The organism is Clostridium thermobutyricum DSM 4928 (assembly GCF_002050515.1).
Lineage (GTDB): Bacteria > Bacillota > Clostridia > Clostridiales > Clostridiaceae > Clostridium > Clostridium thermobutyricum.
Window position 1 is genome coordinate 1 of the sequence record NZ_LTAY01000103.1, and the last position, 20,960, is coordinate 20,960.

General features: G+C 26.0%; 21 protein-coding genes, 1 other RNA gene, 2 riboswitches and 1 other annotated feature. Of the genes, 10 read left to right on the forward strand and 12 right to left on the reverse strand.

What is annotated here, in order from left to right; translation table 11 throughout:
* Positions 1 to 171 precede the first annotated feature (171 nt).
* The 5 genes from CLTHE_RS15075 to CLTHE_RS15095 are packed head-to-tail and all read left to right on the forward strand — an operon-like array spanning position 172 to position 4,467.
* Positions 172 to 711, forward strand: coding sequence for a helix-turn-helix domain-containing protein (locus CLTHE_RS15075; RefSeq protein ID WP_080024117.1), 540 nt, complete (start codon positions 172 to 174; stop codon positions 709 to 711).
* Positions 712 to 738: 27 nt separating this feature from the next.
* Complete coding sequence (gene potA, locus CLTHE_RS15080) at positions 739 to 1,785, forward strand: spermidine/putrescine ABC transporter ATP-binding protein (RefSeq protein WP_080024118.1); 1,047 nt, start codon at positions 739 to 741, stop codon at positions 1,783 to 1,785.
* A gap of 3 nt (positions 1,786 to 1,788) precedes the next feature.
* Entirely contained in the window at positions 1,789 to 2,634 is an 846-nt protein-coding gene (locus CLTHE_RS15085; RefSeq protein WP_080024119.1) for an ABC transporter permease, read from the forward strand.
* Complete coding sequence (locus CLTHE_RS15090; RefSeq protein ID WP_080024120.1) at positions 2,628 to 3,434, forward strand: ABC transporter permease; 807 nt, start codon at positions 2,628 to 2,630, stop codon at positions 3,432 to 3,434. The genes CLTHE_RS15085 and CLTHE_RS15090 overlap by 7 nt, the downstream gene beginning before the upstream one ends.
* The gene (locus CLTHE_RS15095) at positions 3,412 to 4,467 is read left to right on the forward strand and encodes an ABC transporter substrate-binding protein (RefSeq protein ID WP_080024121.1); all 1,056 of its coding nucleotides are present in this window, start codon (positions 3,412 to 3,414) and stop codon (positions 4,465 to 4,467) included. Before CLTHE_RS15090 ends, CLTHE_RS15095 begins: the two co-directional genes overlap by 23 nt.
* Before the next feature lie 32 nt (positions 4,468 to 4,499).
* Here CLTHE_RS15095 and ndk read toward each other — a convergent pair whose 3' ends face one another.
* Positions 4,500 to 4,898: a nucleoside-diphosphate kinase gene (ndk, locus tag CLTHE_RS15100; RefSeq protein WP_080024122.1), complete on the reverse strand. Its 399-nt coding sequence runs from the start codon at positions 4,896 to 4,898 to the stop codon at positions 4,500 to 4,502.
* 101 nt (positions 4,899 to 4,999) lie between these two features.
* On the opposite strand from ndk, the gene CLTHE_RS15105 reads away from it, so the two are divergent.
* Together CLTHE_RS15105 and CLTHE_RS15110 are read left to right on the forward strand one after the other, a co-directional pair.
* Positions 5,000 to 5,281, forward strand: coding sequence for an acylphosphatase (locus CLTHE_RS15105; RefSeq protein WP_242945661.1), 282 nt, complete (start codon positions 5,000 to 5,002; stop codon positions 5,279 to 5,281).
* A gap of 71 nt (positions 5,282 to 5,352) precedes the next feature.
* Entirely contained in the window at positions 5,353 to 5,769 is a 417-nt protein-coding gene (locus tag CLTHE_RS15110) for a hypothetical protein (RefSeq protein ID WP_080024124.1), read from the forward strand.
* Positions 5,770 to 5,800: 31 nt separating this feature from the next.
* On the opposite strand, the gene CLTHE_RS15115 is transcribed toward CLTHE_RS15110, so the two are convergent.
* Both CLTHE_RS15115 and CLTHE_RS15120 read right to left on the reverse strand, forming a co-directional pair.
* Complete coding sequence (locus tag CLTHE_RS15115; protein ID WP_080024125.1) at positions 5,801 to 7,153, reverse strand: alanine/glycine:cation symporter family protein; 1,353 nt, start codon at positions 7,151 to 7,153, stop codon at positions 5,801 to 5,803.
* Between the two features lie 69 nt (positions 7,154 to 7,222).
* A riboswitch (glycine riboswitch) is annotated at positions 7,223 to 7,309 on the reverse strand.
* Between the two features lie 2 nt (positions 7,310 to 7,311).
* Positions 7,312 to 7,392: riboswitch (glycine riboswitch) on the reverse strand.
* A 56-nt stretch (positions 7,393 to 7,448) separates the two neighbouring features.
* Positions 7,449 to 8,945 carry a 2-isopropylmalate synthase gene (locus CLTHE_RS15120; RefSeq protein WP_080024126.1) on the reverse strand — a complete coding sequence of 499 codons (1,497 nt, stop codon included), beginning with the start codon at positions 8,943 to 8,945 and terminating at the stop codon, positions 7,449 to 7,451.
* Positions 8,946 to 8,989: 44 nt separating this feature from the next.
* Positions 8,990 to 9,171: a binding site (T-box leader), on the reverse strand.
* A gap of 131 nt (positions 9,172 to 9,302) precedes the next feature.
* Here CLTHE_RS15120 and CLTHE_RS15125 point away from each other — a divergent pair.
* Positions 9,303 to 10,085 (forward strand): Cof-type HAD-IIB family hydrolase, encoded by a 783-nt coding sequence (locus tag CLTHE_RS15125; protein ID WP_080024127.1) that lies wholly within the window; start codon positions 9,303 to 9,305, stop codon positions 10,083 to 10,085.
* 77 nt (positions 10,086 to 10,162) lie between these two features.
* Here the strand turns inward: CLTHE_RS15125 and CLTHE_RS15130 are convergent, their stop codons facing one another.
* From CLTHE_RS15130 to CLTHE_RS15145, 4 genes are all read right to left on the reverse strand, one after another.
* On the reverse strand, positions 10,163 to 11,620 hold the full coding sequence (locus CLTHE_RS15130; protein WP_080024128.1) for a L,D-transpeptidase family protein: 1,458 nt from the start codon (positions 11,618 to 11,620) through the stop codon (positions 10,163 to 10,165).
* 100 nt (positions 11,621 to 11,720) lie between these two features.
* Positions 11,721 to 12,305: a GNAT family N-acetyltransferase gene (locus tag CLTHE_RS15135; protein ID WP_080024129.1), complete on the reverse strand. Its 585-nt coding sequence runs from the start codon at positions 12,303 to 12,305 to the stop codon at positions 11,721 to 11,723.
* Between the two features lie 165 nt (positions 12,306 to 12,470).
* The gene (locus CLTHE_RS15140) at positions 12,471 to 13,430 is read right to left on the reverse strand and encodes a D-2-hydroxyacid dehydrogenase (protein ID WP_080024130.1); all 960 of its coding nucleotides are present in this window, start codon (positions 13,428 to 13,430) and stop codon (positions 12,471 to 12,473) included.
* A 76-nt stretch (positions 13,431 to 13,506) separates the two neighbouring features.
* A complete protein-coding gene (locus CLTHE_RS15145) occupies positions 13,507 to 14,367 on the reverse strand; it encodes a hypothetical protein (RefSeq protein ID WP_080024131.1) in 861 nt (286 codons plus the stop codon).
* A 148-nt stretch (positions 14,368 to 14,515) separates the two neighbouring features.
* Between CLTHE_RS15145 and CLTHE_RS15150 the strand changes: the two genes are divergently transcribed.
* Positions 14,516 to 15,385 (forward strand): 50S ribosomal protein L11 methyltransferase, encoded by an 870-nt coding sequence (locus CLTHE_RS15150; protein ID WP_080024132.1) that lies wholly within the window; start codon positions 14,516 to 14,518, stop codon positions 15,383 to 15,385.
* Between the two features lie 26 nt (positions 15,386 to 15,411).
* Here CLTHE_RS15150 and CLTHE_RS15155 read toward each other — a convergent pair whose 3' ends face one another.
* The gene (locus CLTHE_RS15155; RefSeq protein ID WP_080024133.1) at positions 15,412 to 15,732 is read right to left on the reverse strand and encodes a hypothetical protein; all 321 of its coding nucleotides are present in this window, start codon (positions 15,730 to 15,732) and stop codon (positions 15,412 to 15,414) included.
* A gap of 469 nt (positions 15,733 to 16,201) precedes the next feature.
* Between CLTHE_RS15155 and CLTHE_RS17080 the strand changes: the two genes are divergently transcribed.
* On the forward strand, positions 16,202 to 17,446 hold the full coding sequence (locus CLTHE_RS17080) for a 3D domain-containing protein (RefSeq protein WP_242945662.1): 1,245 nt from the start codon (positions 16,202 to 16,204) through the stop codon (positions 17,444 to 17,446).
* Positions 17,447 to 18,641: 1,195 nt separating this feature from the next.
* Here CLTHE_RS17080 and rnpB read toward each other — a convergent pair.
* The 4 genes from rnpB to CLTHE_RS15180 all read right to left on the reverse strand — a co-directional run bounded on the left by rnpB (position 18,642) and on the right by CLTHE_RS15180 (position 20,878).
* An RNA gene (rnpB, locus tag CLTHE_RS15165) (RNase P RNA component class A) lies at positions 18,642 to 19,009 on the reverse strand.
* Positions 19,010 to 19,103: 94 nt separating this feature from the next.
* Entirely contained in the window at positions 19,104 to 19,271 is a 168-nt protein-coding gene (locus CLTHE_RS15170; protein ID WP_158082753.1) for a hypothetical protein, read from the reverse strand.
* Positions 19,272 to 19,387: 116 nt separating this feature from the next.
* Positions 19,388 to 20,173, reverse strand: a complete 786-nt coding sequence (locus tag CLTHE_RS15175) for a Nif3-like dinuclear metal center hexameric protein (protein WP_080024134.1) — start codon at positions 20,171 to 20,173, stop codon at positions 19,388 to 19,390.
* Positions 20,174 to 20,185: 12 nt separating this feature from the next.
* Positions 20,186 to 20,878, reverse strand: a complete 693-nt coding sequence (locus CLTHE_RS15180; protein WP_002597923.1) for a tRNA (adenine(22)-N(1))-methyltransferase — start codon at positions 20,876 to 20,878, stop codon at positions 20,186 to 20,188.
* Positions 20,879 to 20,960: the final 82 nt, after the last annotated feature.

A 20,960-nucleotide genomic window follows, 5' to 3' on the forward strand; every position in this document is an offset into this window, starting at 1 on the left:
CTAATAACTTTTTTCGATTTATTTTAATTTTTTTTAAATAAATATATTGATTTTTTAACATAAAAAATTTATAATAAATTTTGTTTGTTTAGTAATCATAAACTTTATGTTTAGTAAAACTTAAATTTTATAATTATTAAACAAATTATTTAAAAGAAAGCTGGTGTTATTTTGGATATTGGAGAAAAAATAAGAAGTCTTAGGGTAGCGAAAGGTTTAACACAAGAAGAACTTGCTAATAGATGTGAACTTTCAAAAGGATTTATATCTCAAGTTGAAAACGACCTTACTTCTCCTTCAATTGCCACTCTTGTAGATATATTAGAAATTTTAGGTACAAATTTAAATGAATTCTTTAGTGAAAAAACAAAAGAAAAAGTTACATATTCACATGAAGATATGTTTGAAACAGAAGATGATAATCTTAAATATAATTTAAAATGGTTAGTTCCTAATGCTCAAAAAAATGACATGGAGCCAATAATGCTAACTATATATCCAGGTGGAAGATACATAGAAGAAGAACCTCACGAAGGTGAAGAATTTGGACTTGTTTTAAATGGTACTATAATTCTCCATCTTGGTGATACTAGCTATAAAGTGAAAAAAGGTGAGACATTTTATTTTAAGCCTAAGTTGAACCATTGGATCTCTAATGAAGGTAAAACTTTAGCTAAAGTAGTTTGGGTGGTTACTCCCCCATCATTTTAATAAGTATTATTAGAAAGAGGTGTTTTCATGAGTGATAACATTTTAGAAATTAAAGGTATTAACAAAAAATATGAAGATAATGTAGTATTAGATAATTTAAATCTTAATATAAAGAAAAATGAATTTTTAACTCTTTTAGGACCAAGTGGATGTGGTAAAACAACTACTTTAAAAATAATTGCTGGATTTGAAAATCCAGATAGTGGGTCTGTTATGTTTGGAAATAAAGATTTATCAACAATTCCACCTCATAAAAGACCTGTTAATACAGTTTTCCAAAAATACGCACTTTTCCCACATATGAATGTTTTTGAAAATATTGCTTTTGGATTAAAAATTAAAAATGTTCCTAAAGAACAAATAAAAGAAAAAGTAACTGAAATGCTTAAACTTGTTGCTTTATCAGGTTTTGAAAAAAGACGTATAGAATCTCTTAGTGGTGGACAACAACAAAGAGTCGCTATTGCTCGTGCACTTGTTAATGAACCTGAAGTTTTACTTTTAGATGAACCTTTAGGTGCTCTTGATTTAAAACTTAGAAAAGAAATGCAAATCGAACTAAAAAAAATACAACAAAGACTTGGAATTACATTTATATTTGTAACTCATGATCAAGAAGAAGCTTTAACAATGTCAGATACTATTGTTGTTATGAATAAAGGTGTAATTCAACAAATGGGTACACCTCAAGATATATATAATGAACCTGCTAATGCTTTTGTAGCTGATTTCATTGGAGAAAGTAACATTGTAGATGGTATTATGCTAGATGATTTTAAAACAGAATTCTGTGGAAGAGTTTTTGAAACTCTTGATAAAGATTTTGATAAAAATGAACAAGTTGATGTAGTTATAAGACCAGAAGATATTCAAATGGTTTCTCCTTCTGATAATGTTTTAAAAGGAACTGTTTTATCAGTTATATTTAAAGGAGTTCATTATGAAATAGAAGTTAAATTAGAAGATTCTGATTATAAATGGATTATACATAATACAAAATCTGCTCCTATAGGTTCAACTATTGGACTTATGTTAAATCCTGAAGATATTCATGTAATGAGAAAGGTAAGATAAGCTATGAGTAAAAGCAAAAATAAATTTAGTCTTATAGCCACTCCTTATGCTATATGGAGTGCTTTATTTATTGTAGTTCCACTGCTTATAATTTTATTTTTTAGTGTAACTGTTTCTACTCCTAATGGATATCAATTCTCTCTTCAAAACTTTACGAGAATGTTTCAGGAACAATATATTGCTATATTTTTAAAATCATTATTTTTAGCAGTAATATCAACTATTATATGTCTTATTATTGGATTTCCAATTGCATATATAATTTCTAAAATGAATATAAAAAGAAGAAATCTTTACATTATGCTTTTCATTCTTCCTATGTGGATGAACTTTTTATTAAGAACATATGCTTGGATTCCTATACTAGGTAAATATGGAGTTGTTAATAACTTTTTAGGTCTTTTCGGAATTGAACCAATACAATTTTTATATAGAAACGGAACTATTCTTTTAGGTATGGTTTATAACTTCCTACCTTTTATGATACTTCCTATTTATACAGTATTATCTAAAATAGATAATGATTTAATAAATGCTGCTAAAGATTTAGGTGCAAATGATAAAGAAGTGTTTACTAAAATTATTTTTCCTTTAAGTATTCCTGGAGTAGTTTCAGGTATAACTATGGTATTTATGCCAGCAGTTTCTACTTTCGTTATTTCTAAACTTTTAGGTGGTGGAAAAACTATGCTTATAGGTAATGTTATTGAACAACAATTCACTTCTATAAACAACTGGAATTTTGGTTCATCAATTGCAATTATATTAATGATTTTAATTCTTATCTCTATGGCATTTATGGCAAAATTCAGTGGAGATAGCGTAAAAGGAGGAGGAAAACTGTGGTAAACAAATTTGTAGATTTTTTCAAGAAATTTTATCTCGCTATAATTTTTATATTTTTATATGCTCCTATTGTTACACTTATAGTTTTCTCTTTCAATGAATCTAAAAGTATGGCAAAATGGACAGGATTTACATTAGATTGGTATAAATCTTTATTTCAAAACGATACTCTTTTAGAAGCACTTTATTATACAGTCTTAATTGCTGTAGTTGCTTCTATAATAGCAACTATAATTGGAACTATTTCAGCAATTGGTATTTATTATATGAGAGGAAAAAGAAAATCTCTTCTTCTTAATGTAAATAACCTACCAATATTAAATCCTGATATTGTTACTGGGATTGCTCTTATGAGTCTTTTTATATTTTTAAAATTTAATTTTGGTTTTAATACAATGCTTATAGCTCATATAGTTTTTGATATTCCTTATGTTATACTTTGTGTTCTTCCAAAATTAAGTCAGCTTCCTGATAATACAATAGAGGCTGCTATGGACTTAGGTGCAACTCATTTTTATGCCCTTAGAAAGGTTATAATTCCACAAATTAAGCCTGGTATAGTTGCAGGACTTTTAATGGCATTTACTATGTCAATTGATGATTTTGTTATATCATTCTTTACTACTGGTCCTGGAGTAACAAATCTTTCTATTGAAATTTATTCAATGGCTAGAAAAGGTATTAATCCTCAAATTAATGCTCTTTCAACTTTAATGTTTGTTACTGTACTTACTCTTTTATTAATAGTAAATAAAAAGACTAACTCTAGAGGTGATTCAAATGAAAAAATTAAAGGTTATTAGTGCTATATGTATTATCTCTTTAATCTGTATTGGTCTTTTTGTAGGTTATATAAAAAATAAAGAAGATAATAAAACTGATGGCAAAGTATTAAATGTTTATAACTGGGGAGATTATATTGATCCTTCTCTTATAACTAAATTTGAAAAAGAAACAGGAATTAAAGTTAATTATAATACTTATGATACAAATGAAACTATGTATGCTAAAGTAAAAAGTGGATCTAGTGATTATGATATAGTTGTTCCATCTGACTATATGGTAGAAAAAATGATTAAACAAGGACTTTTAGAAAAAATAGATTTTAATAATATTCCTAATTATAAATATATAGGAAAACAATTTAAACATTTATCTTATGATCCTACTGATGAATACTCTGTTCCATATATGTGGGGTACTATAGGAATTGCTTATAATTCTAAATATATTAAAGGTCCTATAACTAGTTGGAAAGATCTTTGGAATCCTAAATATAAAGATCAAATAGTTATGTTTGATTCTATGCGTGATTCTATGGCTATTGCTTTAAAAACTTTAGGATATTCAATGAATTCAACTAACCCTGAACAAATAAAAGAAGCTGGTGAACTTTTACGTAAGCAAAAACCACTTGTATTAGCATATTTTGTTGATGAAGTTAAAGATGCTCTTTTATCCGGAGAAGCTACTATAGCTCCTGTTTGGTCTGGAGATGCAGCTTACATGATGAGTGAAGATCCAGATATAAAATATGTTATCCCAAAAGAAGGTTCTAATGAATGGTTTGATGCTTTATGTATACCTAAAGGGGCTAAACACAAAAAAGAAGCTGAAATGTTTATAAACTTTTTATGTAATCCAGAAAATGCTCTTATAAATGTTGAATATATAGGATATCAAACACCTATTCCTGAAACTTATGAAATGCTTCCTGAAGATATAAAGAAAGAATATCCTTCAGAGGCTGAACTAAAAAATTGTCAAATATATACTGATTTAAATCAAAAAACACTTGATCTTTATGATGAAGAATGGATAAAATTAAAATCATAAAAAAATCCAAGGATATAATCCTTGGATTTTTCTTATTTAAACCAAATATTTATTTCTCTCTCAGCACTTTCATTAGAATCAGAACTATGAACACAATTTTCTCTTATACTATTTCCATAAAGATTTCTTATAGTTCCTTCTTTAGCTTCTAAAGGATTTGTTGAACCATTTAATTCTCTTACTATTTTTATTGCCTCTTCTCCTTCTAAAATCATTGCGCAAAGTGGACTTCTAGTTATAAAATTTACTAAATTTTCAAAGAAAGGCTTGTCCTTATGTTCAGAATAATGTTCTTCAGCAATACTTCTATCTGCTTTCATCAATTTTAAATTTGAAATATTTAATCCGTTCTCTTCATAAAGGCTTATTATCTTCCCTATTACCTTTTTTTCTACCCCATCTGGCTTAATTAAAACTAGACTTTTTTCCATATTTTTTCTCCTATTACTTTTTTTTCATTATATTATATATTATAATTCTGTAACTGTTTTCATGCAACTTTTATGTTATAATAATAAAAAAAAATTATGAGGTGATTATATTGAAAAGATATATTATAAATTTTACTGGAAAAGTACAAGGTGTAGGGTTTAGATATTTTTGTCAAATGAATGCTTTGAAATATTCTCTTCTAGGAAGTGCTAAAAATTTAGATAATGGAAGTGTAGAAGTAATTGTTCAAGGTAATTTAGATGATATAAAATTATTTTTAAAAAATGTAAAAAAAGGAAATAGATTTATAAATATAAAGGATTATTCTATAAATGAAGTTCCACTAGATAGCACATTAAAAAACTTCAATATTACCTATTAAAGTTATTAATATGAATATTTTCAAGTGCTGTAATTCTATTATGTTTTACAACTGATTATAGAGGTTATTTTATGAAAAATCCTTTAGTACTTAGAAAGTTTTCTTTAGATATGATTAAAAGAAATAATTTATCTAAGGCAAAGCTTGCTCTATCAAAATATGTTCAAAATTCATTGCCTTCTAAATATGCCCAATATTTATTAAATGAATCAACTATTTCATATCATGTTGGGCATGCTCTATTAAATAACTTTAATTTTACTGAATACAAAAAAGTTTATCGTGAAGAATTAATAACTAAACTAACTTTAGAAACTATTTTATATAGGCACAATTTATCTTCTGAACCATATTTAGAATATAGAAATTCCAATCTTATTCCACTTGGAAGAGACTATTTATTAAAAAATATAAATTGGGATCTAATTTTTTCAAATAATGTACATGATATCTATATAAATAAAGACTTATCTAAATTTTCTATTTAGACAAGTCTCTAAACAACTGTGCTTACATAAATTAAGTACAGCTTTTTTGTTTTAAACTATTAAAATATAAATTTGTTTCACTAAAAATAACTTTTCTAAGTCCTATAATAGCTATAAGATTTGGTATAGCCATAAGTCCATTTACTATATCTGCTGAAATAAATATTATATCTAAAGATAAGAATGAACCTATGAATACTAAAAATATATAAAATATTTTAAAAGGTTTAACTGCTCTTTCTCCAGCAATATATCCTATACATTTTTCTCCATAATAATTCCATCCTAAGATAGTTGTAAATGCGAAAAATACTAGTCCTATATTAACTATATACTTACCTATTATAGCTATTGGAAAGCCAATCTCAAATGCTGCTGTTGTAAGTGAAGCTCCATCTAAATGTGATGTATACATTCCTGTTAAAACAATTACTATTCCTGTCATTGAACAAATTATAATTGTATCAAAAAATGTTCCTGTCATAGATATAAGTCCTTGTTTAGCTGGCTCTTTTGTTTTTGCAGCAGCAGCTGCTATAGGTGCACTTCCAAGCCCCGACTCATTTGAAAAAACACCTCTACTTACGCCTCTTTGCATTGCTATTATAAATGTAACTCCAAAAGCTCCTCCTAGAGCTGCTTCTGGATTAAAAGCACTTCTTATTATTAAACTAATAGCTTCTGGTACTTGTCCTAAATTAAATAATATTACTATTATAACTCCTACTATATATAATCCTGCCATAAAAGGAACTACTTTTTCTGATACATTAGAAATTCTTTTTATTCCTCCTAATGTAACTAATGCAACAAGAGTTGTAACTATTATAGCTGTTATTATTATTGGAATGTTAAATCCAGTTTTCATTGCTTCTGAAATAGAATTTACTTGTGCAAATGTTCCTATTCCAAATAAAGAGACTAATACTCCAAAAAGTGCAAATATTTTAGCAAGCCATTTATTATTAAGACCATTTTGTATATAATACATTGGTCCACCACAAACTTCTCCATTGTTATCAAATTCTCTATATTTTATTGCTAGTAAGCCTTCTGCATATTTTGTTGCCATACCGAAAAATGCTGCAATCCACATCCAAAAAAGTGCTCCTGGACCACCAGCTTTTATCGCAGTTGAAACTCCTACTATATTTCCTGTTCCAATTGTTGCAGAAAGTGCAGTACATAGAGCTCCAAAACTTGATATATCTCCTTTTTCATTTGTTTCATCATCTTTTGAAAATACAAATTTTAATGCAAGTTTTAATTTAGTTATTTGCAGAAAACCTAATTTAAATGTAAGATAAATTCCTGTTCCTACTAACATGATTAATAATGGTGGTCCCCAAACTAGATTATCCACCGCTGTTAAAAATTCTTTCATAAAAAAAATCCTCCTAAAAATAAATTTTTGGGAGGAGATTATATAACAAATAAAATATTTGCTATAAATCCCCTGTCCTTTTACCTGAGAGTTTGGATACAAATAAATAAATGTATCTTGCTCCTTCGGTGCTCCTTAATAGAGTCTCTCCAGAGGCTCGTCCAGTAGCGGTCCTTTTACCTGAAAGATTACCATCTTCGGTGGAATACTAAATGTATTCTCTCTCCCACTACCTTCGTCCGAACATATTAAGTTGTTAACATTATAATAAAATAATTTTAATAAATCAAGTTTTTTATTCTTTATTTAGAGCATTTATATATGCAAGTACACTCGCCTCTATAACATCTGTACTTACTCCTCTTCCTATAACTGTCTTATCTTTAGATTCCAATTTTATTGAAACCTCTCCTAATGCATCAGCTCCACTTGTTATAGCGCTTATATTATAATCTTTAATTTCTCTATTGCTACCTAATAATCTCTCAATAGCATTATATAAAGCATTTACAGGTCCATCTCCACATGCTGCTTCTTCTTTTACTTGTCCATCGATTTCTAAACTTACTGTAGCTGTAGAAGTTATTTTATTTCCTGTACTTACATTAAAAGATTTTAATTTATATTTTTCTTCTAGCTCTATTCTTCCATGATTTAAAATTGCTTCTATATCTTTATCTGAAATTTCTTTTTTCTTATCAGCTAATTCTTTAAATTTAATGAATGCTTCTTGTATATCCTCTTTTAAAATATCATATCCAAGCTCTTTTACTCTATTTTCAAATGCATGCCTTCCTGAATGTTTTCCAAGTACCATATTATTTGTTTTAAATCCAACTGATTCTGGAGTCATTATTTCATAAGTCTCTCTATTTGTTAAAACTCCATGCTGATGTATTCCTGATTCATGAGCAAATGCATTTGCCCCAACTATAGCTTTGTTAGGCTGTACTTTTACTCCTGTAAAATGAGAAACTAAGCTTGACAATCTATAAATTTTTTCAGTATTTACATCTAAATTAATTTTATAAATATCATTTCTTGTTTTAAGAGCCATTATTATTTCTTCTAATGCTGCATTCCCAGCTCTTTCTCCAAGTCCATTTACTGCACACTCAATTTGCTCTGCTCCATTTTCAATTGCAGCTAAAGAATTAGCTACTGCTAATCCTAAATCATTATGACAATGGACACTTAATATAACATTTTCTATTCCATTTACATTTTCTTTTATGTCTTTTATTAATTTTCCAAATTCATTAGGAGTTGAATATCCTACTGTATCAGGAATATTTAAAACTGTTGCTCCTGCTTCTATAGCAGTTTCTAGTACTTTATATAAAAACTCTTTTTCTGTTCTTGAACCATCCTCTGGTGAAAATTCAACCTCATCAACTAAAGTTTTTGCATAAGATACCATTTCTCTTATTTTTTCTAAAACTTCTTCTCTTGTCATTTTAAGCTTATACTTCATATGAATATCTGATGTAGCTAAAAAAGTATGAATTCTTTTTCTTTTAGCTTCTTTTATAGCTTCATATGCTGTATTAATATCTTTTTTATTTGCTCTTGCTAAAGCATTTACAGTTGAATTTTTTATATTTTGAGCTATTAATTTTACTCCTTCAAAATCTCCTTTTGAAGTTACAGGAAATCCAGCTTCAATAATATCAACCCCTAATACCTCAAGATTTTTAGCAATTTCTAATTTTTCTTTTGCATTTAAGCTTACCCCAGGTGTTTGTTCTCCATCTCTAAGTGTCGTATCAAAAATATATATTTTCTTTTTCATTTTCCCCTCCTTAAATATATAAAAAAACCACGTAATCTCTCCTCTATTGGAGCGAATTCGCGGTACCATCCAACTCTTTTCTTAATTTAAATAACGGAAATTTTCCGACATAATAAATATGCAAGCTCTAAGACAAGTTCAAAGATGATTATCTGTAGAGCTTTCACCATACCTCTACTCTCTTTAAGATATCTTTTCTTTTACTACTTCTTTTCATAGCCTTTTATTATTATTTTTATCCATAATATACTATAAATAACTTTATATATCAATAAATATTTTTTTATTTTTTTGAATTATTACTAAAAACTCCTTTATTATGTTAATATATTCTTGTAAAAGAAAGGATGATATTTTATGATAAAACTTATTGCAACTGATATGGATGGAACACTTTTAGATGGAGAAGGAAATTTACCTAAAGATTTCATAGAAACTTTTTATGAACTAAAAAATAAAGGAATTAAATTTATTGCTGCTAGTGGAAGACCTTATTATACATTGTATCAAAACTTTGACCCTGTTAGTGATGATATTACTTATATTGCAGATAACGGAGCAATGGTAGTTGAAAATGGAAAAATTACTTCTTATGAAAAAATGGAAGAGAAAGTTATAAAAGAAGTTTTAAAAGCTTGTGAAAAAATTGATAATATAACTGTTATTCTTTGTGGATTAAAAAGAGCTTATCACAAACCTTGTTCTAAGGAAGCTTTAAATGAAATAAATAAATATTATATAAAGAAAAATGTAATTAAAGATTACTCAGAAATAGATGATATAATATTTAAAATATCAATTTTAGATTTAGGTAAAGCAAAATATAATTCTTTTCCTATATTTAAAGAAAAATTTGATAAAAATCTGAGTGTTGTAATTTCAGGTGAGGTTTGGGTTGACTTTACTAATAAAGGAATAGATAAAGGAAATGCTCTTAAATTATTCAGAGAAAAACATGATATAGCTTTTGAAGAAACTATGGCTTTTGGTGATTTCTTTAATGATGTAGGAATGCTTAAGAATGCTTATTATAGTTTTGTCATGGAAAATGCTTCTGATGAAATGAAAAAGTATGGTAGATTTATTGCTAAAAAGAATACTGAAAATGGTGTTATAGAAGAAATAAAAAAATACATATAAAATAAACTCCTAAAAAAGCTTGTCTCTTTTAGGAGTTTTATTTTTAATAAAATTCTTTTTAATTTCTTTTTAGCTTTTTAATAACAAACTATTGGCATGCTTCCATCAATATTATTAAATATTATTTCAGCAACTTTATAAGGAAGATTTACACATCCATGAGATCCATTTGAAACATATATATTTCCTCCAAATTGACTTCTCCATGTTGCATCATGTAGTCCTATTCCACCATTAAAAGGCATCCAGAAATCTACTGGTGTTCTATAATTCTCACCAGTTAAAACTGCTTTTTTTTGTTTATAAGTAAGCTTATAAACCCCAGCTGGAGTTGCCCAACCTCTTGACTTATTTCCTGTTACAATATCACTATCTACTAGCAATTTTCCATTTTTATAAAACCAAATATGCTGTCCACCTAAGCTTATTTCTACATATGAATTTCCAATATCATTTCCATTGTATATATTTCCTTTTTCTGAAAATACAGGCTCTCTAGTAATGTTTTCACCTTTTTTAATTGAAGAAATTATTTTTTTTACTTCTTCAGCTTGATCAACTGAATATCCATAATTTCCTCCAGATACATTAACTATTTTTCCTGTAGAAGTTTTAAAGCTTCTAATTTTTCCTTTAGTATTATATTGGAGAGCTATTTTATATGCATAATTAGCTACTTTTTTCTTATTTATATTTATATTCATATCTTTATCTACTGAAAACCAATCATTTATTTCATTCTTATCTAAAGTTAAATTTTTTCCTCCAAAACTATAATTTAAATTAGTATTTAACATATTATTTAATTCTTCTTTTGTCCTTAATACTTCCTCTGAATCTTTTCCATATTTAGGTTTAATATATACACCTTTTTCTTCTAAATTTATAGTTCTTTCTCCACTTTCAATTCCTTCTTCTATAGCTTTTATTAAAAGTTTTTTGTCAACTTTACTTCCTTGTTCCTCTTCAATTATGACAAAACTTCCATCTTCATATTTAAAAGAAGCATTTTTAGGCTCAATTACATTTTCTTTTTTAAAGAATACAAATTTATCTATTTTATTAGACAATTTATTTTTATCATATGTAATTGAATTATTTAAAATCTCTGCTGATGGATCAAATAGATTTATTATCCATGAAAAAGGATTTTGTGATTTTAAAATGTCATTTAATTTTTCTTCTCCATTAAAATTTAAATCTATATCACTAGCGTTTATCTTCTCAATTTTATCTTTTCCTTCAATAGTTAACTCATAATTTTTTAAACTATTCTCTATTTTATCTTTTGCTTCTAACGTAGTATTTGCTGAAACATCTATATTATTAATTAAAAATCCAATATGAAATTTATCTTTAAAATATAGGCTTCCTCCTAAATATATTACTAAAATGATTCCTATTATAGTTCCTAAAATAATTATTTTTTTCTTCTTATCTATATTTCCTTCTTCATTTTGAGAAGTTTTTTCATTTGTTTCTATTTTAACCTTATCTACATTTTCTTTTTTATCTTTTTCTCCTAGTTTTTTCAATCACATTCCCCCTTTACAAATAATGCTTTACTATTCATACTATGCAATATGATTGAAAATTAGAAATAAAAAATGCACATTATAAATGTGCATTTTTTTCTTATATTTTATATATCATTTTTAGTTCTTTTTCATTTTTTAATTTATATCCAAACGATTTATAAAAACTAACCAATTTTTCATTATTTGCTCTGAGGGAAATTTTATGATATCTATTTTCTACAGCATCATTTAAAACTGCTTCTAATAATATATGACTATAACCAAGTCCTCTATACTCTTCTTTTACATATATATTAGATAAGTAATATTCATTAAATAAACATTCACTTGAAAATAAATATTTAACCATTTCAAATATAAAAATAATTTTATCTTTTATTGATTTTTGCATTTTATATAATTTTATATCTGATTTCATGGTTTTAAACTTTAATTTTCTTCCTTCAAAAGCCAAAAAGAAACCTATTAATTGATTGTTTTTCTTAAGTACTTTGAAATTGGTATAAGAAAATCTATTACCTTTTTCAAGCATTAACCTTCTCAAAACTTTTATATGATTATTATAATCTCCATTTCCCCATTCTTTTGTTGGATTTTTTTCTGTTTCGTAAAGCATTTTACTGAGTTCATCTACATCTTCTTTTTCTGCAAATCTTATATTACAATTTTCCCCTGATTTCAAATCTTATTCCCCTTCTTATATTTATAATTTATTATATAAAAATATATTTATTAAAATACTTTTTAATAAGTATATTAGCAATATATTTTAATTTATTCTTATTTTATAAATTTTGCAATAGTAAATTTATAAAAATAACAAGGTATAAAATACCTTGTTATTTTTTTATAATTCAACTCTATTTCTCTTTTCTCCATTATAGAAAGCTTTTATATTTTCTATAATACCATTAAACAGTCTTTCTCTTGCTTCTACACTAGCCCAAGCAATATGAGGAGTTAAAATTAATTTTTCTTTATTTTTAACTTTTAATAAAGGACTATCTATAGGCATTGGTTCTACTTTAAATACATCTAAAGCAGCACCAGCTATTAAATCTTCATCTATAGCTTTTACTAAATCTTCTTCAACAACTATAGGTCCTCTTCCCATATTTATAAGTATTGCACTTTTTTTCATTTTAGAAAGATTTTCATAATTTATTAAACCTTCTGTTTTTTCATTTAAAGGTGCGTGAATAGAAATAATATCACTTTCTTTTAATATAGTATCTAAATCTACTCTTTTATATTTATCACTATTATTTCTTCCTGAAGCTGAGAAATACGTTACTTCTGCTCCAAATGCATCACATACTTTAGCAACTTCACGTCCAATTGTTCCAAGCCCTATGATTCCCCATTTCTTGTTTTGAATATCAATAAATGGTCTATCTAAATTTGTAAATAATCCTGACTTTGAATACTCTCCTGATTTTACAAAATTATCATAATAAGCTATTTGATTATTTAATGCAAATAAAGTTGCAAATGTATGTTGTACAACAGTTGGAGTTGAATATCCTGCTACATTAGTAACTGCAATTCCTTTTTCTTTTGCATAAGCTATATCAATATTATTAAAACCTGTTGCCATTTCACAAATAAGTTCTAAATTTTTAGCTTCATCTATAACTTCCTTACTAATAACAACTTTGTTTGTCAAAATTATATTAGCATTTTTTACTCTTTCTATCGTTTCATCTTTTGAAGTAGTTTGATAGATTACAACTTCTCCAAACTCTTTTAAAAGATTAACATCAAACTCTCCAATAGTTTTTGCATCTAAAACAACTATTTTCTTCATATATATCCCCTTCCTAAATCTGCTGTATTTTTATTTTACCATATCTTAATCATATTATTATTAATTAAAAGTTACGTTAACTAATTAAAGCTCCAATTATAAATGGAATCCATAAACATAATGGATATATAAAATAGAAAGGTTTCTTTATTTTTAATCCTTCTTTTTCATTATATAGAAGTATAAATATTATTCCAAAAAACATCATCCATTGCGGAGCAGCTAATAATGCTTTTACTGTAAACCCTGGAACAAGTAATCCACTCAATACAAAAAGTCCTGTTATAATCATTCTTTTATTGTTTCTAAATTCATAAATTATAAAAGCAAATGCAGGTCCTATTATTGATGTTTCTGTAAAAATACAAATTGCGAAAACTATAAGGACTTTTATTACACTTCTCTTATCAGTACCATTTTTAGATCCATCTAATGCCTTTAATAATACGAGTATTCCTGCTAATACTAAAAACATATTATTTCCTAAAATAGATATTTGAAAATTAACTTCTCTTAAGACTACATTAGTTCCTACACTTAATACAAAAATAAAAATCATTACCATTCCATCATTTAAGCACTTATCTTTAAAATTTAAAATTAAAAATATTAAAGCAATTATAATTAGTCCTATTATATAAGCGTATGATTTAGAACTTAAATTATTATAATTTAATCTTCCTTCTGGTCCCTTCATTAATGCAAGAGAAATAATAAAATTTCCTATTAATAATATTTCCCCACCCATCATTAATCTTTTTATATATTTTTCTAAAGATGTAGTATGATAATAACCATCAACTACTAAAAATATAACTACTGGCATAACTAATACACCAGGATAATTAAGCCAAAATGGCATATGTGGTATAAACCTAGCAATACTACCTAAAATAAAAAGTATTACTAATATAATTTTTATTTTAAATCTATCCATTTTTTCTCCTTTTCTTCTGTATTCTTCTTTTTCATCTAAAATTATACAACGTCTATCTTTACTTTAAAAGTTTTTTATAATAATATAGCTTTTATAAAGGTAATTCTATTATCTTTATAAAATGATATACAAGAAAGGATATTTATATATGTTTATTTTATCATACGAATTTTCTTCTAATAACATAGATGAAAAAATAGAATTGCTTCAAATAAATGATATATTTGATGCTTTTTATGAAAATCCATTAGAAATAACAACTGACGAATTTGGATATGGATATTTAGAAAAAGAAAATGTGACTATAATACTAAAAGTAGCTTTTAATGGTGATCCTAAAGATTTAGATGATTTTAAAGAAAAAGTTTCTTCTATATTAGGAAAACCCCCTATTAATATGGAAGAAATTAATTATAATTATGAAAGCTTTAAAATGCCACCTATAGAATTGAAAAATAATTGGGTTTTATGTGATCCTTCTGATTCAAGTGAATTTGAAGATAAAAATGTAATAAACTTTATTTCACAAGGAGCCTTTGGAACAGGATTACACGAAACAACTTCAGATATATTAAATTATATATTATCAAAAGATTTTACTGGGAAAAAAGTTTTAGATATAGGTACAGGTTCTGGTATACTTTCAATAGCAACTGCTATTAAAAATGCTGATGAAGTAGTATCACTAGATATAAGAGATGTAACAGATGAAGTCACATTAAATTCTAGCTTAAATAATCTTTCTAATATAAAAATTAAAATTGGTGATGCTTTAAGCGAAAATTTAATAGATGATATTAAATATGATTGGATATATATAAATATTGGTGGTGAAGAGACTACTATGTTTATGGATTTTATAAAAAATCATTTATCTATTAATGGATATCTTCTTGTATCAGGTTTAGTTACTTGGAGTTATGAAAAAATTAAAGATTTTATTTTAGAAAATGGCTTTAAAGTTGAATCTGAATTAAACACTAATGAATGGTGCACTTCTATTTTTAAAAGAATTTAATAAAAGATGAGGATTTCCTCATCTTTTTATTTTGATTTTTTCTTCTTTTTAATATTCATTCTAACTTGATCTCTTTTTGCTTTTTGCTTTAGTGATTTTTCAGCTGCTAATCTTTCATCTTGTTTTTTAGCAATCTTTTCTAACTGCTTAACAAATATAAACCAAGCCCAAGTAAAAATTCCCCACATTATAAAAAGAACTATTATTGATGCCGTAATATTTTGATTTGAAAAAATATTCATTAAAAAAATCACAGAACTCAATATAAATCCAGCTTTTATAGAAGTTTTCCTATAATAACTTTTATTTTCCAAGCATTTTTGTATGTATACATCTATAAATTGCATATTCCTCTCCTACCTCTCATTAATTTATATATTCTATATATTTTCTTAAATTCCTTTTTAATGTAAAAATTAAATGCTTTTAAAATGAAAATACCTATTTTAAATATATTTGATTTGTTAAAATTTAATGTACAAATTCATTTTTTATATATAATTATTGAAATCGAACCCCTTTTTGGAATAATTTAGATTTTGTAACCTTTTTGTTTCTTTTTTATATATGGATTTTTTTTACTTTTCTTTCTAAACTAATAGTTATCTTGCTTATAGAGCATAATATAAAATTTTTTTATTCACTTTTTTAAAAATTTTAAATTTTCTAAATATTAAGAAATTAGCTAAATATGTCTTTTTAATGTATAATATTAATAAATTATTAATTAAAAAATTACATAAGGGTTACAAAACTTAATAACCTTATGTTATAATACATAAATATCAACGGTTTATGTTAGGAGGTTGTTGAAACATGAAAAAAGCGTTTTTATCTTTTTTCACTATAGTTACAGTTACCTGTAGCTTAAGCTTTACTTCTTTTGCTGATACACTAAATAACAAATCTTTGAATAATGATAAAGTACAATATAATCAAATTAGTAGTGATATAAAAAACTTAGATGAAAATATTCGTAGTTTAAACAATGAGATTAATTCATTAAATAACACTATTACAAACAATAAGACTAAAGTGGACAATATTCAAAAAAATATTGATACTGCTCAAGTCAAAATACAAAATACAAAAGAACAATTAGACAAGCAACAAAATATTTTATCCGATAGATTAAGTGCTATATATAAAAGTGGTACTTTCTCACCTGCTTCATATTTAGTGTATATATTGCAAGCAGATGGATTTTCACAATTAATTAGTAGAATATATGATGTTCAAAGAATAGTATCCATTGATGATCAACTTATTAATGGCTTAAAAAGTAGTCAAGCCCAAGTTCAAAAAGAAATTGATGGATTAAATAAACAAAAAAATGAAGTTTTAGCTTTAAATGCTCAAACTCAAAAAAGCTTAGAAGAAGTTGTTCAAAAACAAAATAAGGTAAAAGCTGAAAAAGAGAATCTAAATACTCAACTTCAAAGTATAGCTTCTACTATTACTGCAAATGAAGAACAACTTGTAAGTTATCCAATTGGAGTAATAAATAATTCTAACTCATCTATTTCTCAACTAAAGGATGCAGTTCAAACTTTAAATGATTTATTACCTCAAATAACTATGCAATCTGTTATAAATAAAGTAAACAATGCTATTTCTAACGGAAAAGCTTTAATCAATCAAAAAATAGCACAAGAAAATGCTGCATCACAAAGTAATAATAGCAGTAGTAATAAAGGAAATTCTTCTAGTAGTTCTTCTAACAGTTCATCTGGAAATTCTTCTAATGGATCATCAAGTGGACAATATAAGAAAGAACTTTCTATGGAAGCTACAGCATATGCAGGTGACGGAATAACTGCTATGGGAACTGCTACAGTTAGAAATCCAAATGGAATAAGTACAGTAGCTGTAGACCCAAATGTAATTCCTTTAGGAAGTAAACTTTATATTCCTGGTTATGGTTATGCTATAGCATCAGATACAGGTGGAGCTATTAAAGGTAACAGAATAGATTTATTTATGAATTCTGAAGCTGAATGTAATCAATTTGGTAGAAGACAAATAACAGTATATATAGTAGCTTACCCTGGACAATGGTAAAAAGAAGTATAAAAAAGAAGCATTAATTTGCTTCTTTTTTTATATATTTTTATTATAATAAAATATATTTTTTGTATTAAATTAACAAATAATAAGGTATTACTTATAAATATATTCATAATAATTTTTTACTTAACATTACACCTTTTAATAAATACATACATATTATGCTGACTAATTATTATATTTAAAAATAATATTTTATAATTAATAGATAAAATTTATTATGAAAGATTATCATTATACTATTTATAAAAAAAGAAAAAAGTATTTTGGTAATATATAGTAATATTTTATTAGAATGAGAAAAAGCTCCTCAATTGTTGTAGTTCATGTTTAGAAGATTGCCACACTTATATTATAAAATACAATATTCCTACTCTTTTAAATTCAAATAGATAATACAGTGCTTTTAGCTATCGTATCAAATAAAAAAGAGTATTGCAATTGTATATCAAATTCTACGTTCTAATAAATTATAAACCTTTCTCATGCGATCCTATTCCAATGCTGATCAACCCTCTTATTTTCCATTAGCCACTCTATCTATAGATAATCGAAATATTAAAACTTTATCAAATGTAGTTCAATTCTCTAGAATATTAGTAAATGCAACAACTACTCAATCTGTAACAATTATTTTTAGAGTTTAATAAATGTATTAATGGTACTATACAGACTATTTCTGACCTATATCCAGTAGTACTACCTGATTCAATTGCAAATATTAATCCTATATCCTATCCTTTTGATTTTCCGTTCTTTTATAATTCTAATAATTACTTATGTAATTGTACAGCTTATATACTTGAAGATAATATTAATTCTAGAAAAGATAGATCTGTAACAATTAATACTGCTTTTTTATCTGTTATTAACTTTGTAAAATGATATCAATAAAAAATAATTAAATACAATATCTAATAAAGTATATTGTATTTAATTATTTCTATTTACAGTTATTTAAATACATAAAATATATTTTTTATTATATATATGTGTATACTATTTAAAATATAAATCATTAATTTAAATTATATATTTTATTAGTCAATTAAATTATAAAAAGAGATTATTTATACAAGTTTTATTAGGATAAATAAATAATACTCTACCCCTTTAATAAAAATGTGCAAAATAAAAAGAGACTAAGGAAAATTTTAAACTTTATCCTTAATCTCTATTAAATTCAATTTATGCGAGATAAGCCATAAGCGGAGTTCTGTATTAAGTAATCATCTATCTAGGCTTACTGTTGCCAGCAAGCTCAAGCGACACACCATGAAACGGAGCGGGTCACCCCATAATGTTTCTTTCTCGGTCTTGCTCCAAGTGGGGTTTACATAGCCATACTGTCTCCAATATGCTGGTGAGCTCTTACCTTCGCCTTTCCACCCTTACCAGTTACAAAAGTAAACTCAGTCTATAAAGACTTCTGGCGGTATATCTCTGTTGCACTATCCTTCAAGTCACCTTGACTGGCCGTTAACCAGCACTCTACCCTGTGGAGCTCCGACTTTCCTCTCCTAGTTCAAGACTAGCAGCGATTACACGTCTTACTCGCAATAACTATAATAACATATTTTAAAACTTTATCAAAGTTAATTTATGTAATTTTTTTAAAAAAGACTAGATTTTTTAATCTAGCCTTTTTTATTTAACATACGAGTTGCATTAATACTATTAATAAACCTATTATTATCATTGGATAAAATCCAACTCCACTTAATAACAACATTAAAAATATTCCTACACAAATACAACATCTAACTGGTGTAAACCATCTAAAACAACCGCAATTTCCAAAATTTCTTCTAATATTCACAAATGATTTACTAAAATTCCCTCCAAATCCTTTATTTCTTCTTCCCATTTCTTACCTATAATATAATTAATATCATTTATATTATATGAAAGAATTTATATTTTTTTACTATAATATTAGAAAAAACTATAAGGATTAGAAGTTTTTATAGATTTTACAAATTCAACGTCTTTTATATTTTCTTTTATATTCTCCATTGCTGATAAAAATGCTAACCATTCAGTTCCAAAATGTCCTGCATCTAATATTGTAACTCCAAGTTCTTTATAATCAGATACAAAATGATAACTTGTATCTCCTGTTATTATACAATCTGCTCCCATTTCATATGCTTTATTAAAGTAACTGCTTCCACTTCCATTTATTATTGCTATATTAGAAACATATTCACTTGAAATATTTCCTGTTAACATATCTATATTAAGCTTTTCTTTTATATTATTTATTAAATCTTTTGTTTTTATAGGTTCTTCTAAATATACAATTCTACCTATTCCACTATCTTCTAATATAGATTTATCTATTATTTTTGATTTTTTAAATCCTAAAATATTTACTACTTTATCATTTATTCCATCTTTAATAGCATCTAAATTTGTATGACTAGAATATACAGATATTTTATTTTCTATAAGCTTTATAATTTTATCTCCTAGTAAATCTCCTTTTACTATCCTATTTGGTTTTCTAAATATTAGAGGATGGTGAGTTATTATCATTTCACATTTATTTTCTATAGCTTCATCTATAACTTCCTTTGTACAGTCTAAAGCTAATAAAACTTTTTTTACTTCTCTATTCCTATCTCCAACCATAAGCCCTACATTATCAAAATCTTCTTTTAATTTGCTTGGCGCAAAAGCTTCCATTTCATTAATTATATCTTGTACACATCTACTCATAACAAATCTCCTTTAACAGTATTTAATCATATTTTCTAAAATACTTACCTTTTCATTTAAAAATGCTTTTCTCTCTTTAGCACTTTCACTTTCATCATTTATAAGATTTATAATTTTATTATATTTTTCTATTTTTTCTTCTAAATAATCTTTCATTAGAGGGTTTTTACTTCTTAAAATAAGAGGACTTACTTCATAATATATGTCTTCTAATTCTGTTTTTTCTTTTTCATTTACTTTTACTTTAAATAACTCATAAAAGATTCCATCTTCAAAACATAAGTCTTCTTTTATTATTTCATATCCTTTTGTATATAAATATTCTCTCAACACTTCTGGATTTTGTGCTGGTACTAGAATTATATTTTTAGCTTTTTCTGCTTTTAATTTTCCTTCTTCAAGAATGTCTCTTATAAGATTTCCTCCCATTCCTGCTATTACAATAGTATCTACTTCACCAACTTTTACAGTTTCTAATCCACTACCCAATCTTACTTCTAAGCTTTCATCTACACCTTCAAATATAGAATTAAGTTTTGCTTTATCTAAAGGATCTTTATTTATATCAGATGCAATTGCTCTTTTAGATATTCCTCTTTTAATTGCTTCTATAGGTATGTACCCATGATCCGTTCCAACATCAACTAAATTATCACAATTATCTATGTTTTCTAATATCATCTCTAATCTTTTACTTAATTCCATTTCTTTTCTCCTGTCAATAAACTCTTTTCTATTTTTTGTATATTTTTTATAAAAACTAAAAAAGCACCTCCATGGTGCTTTT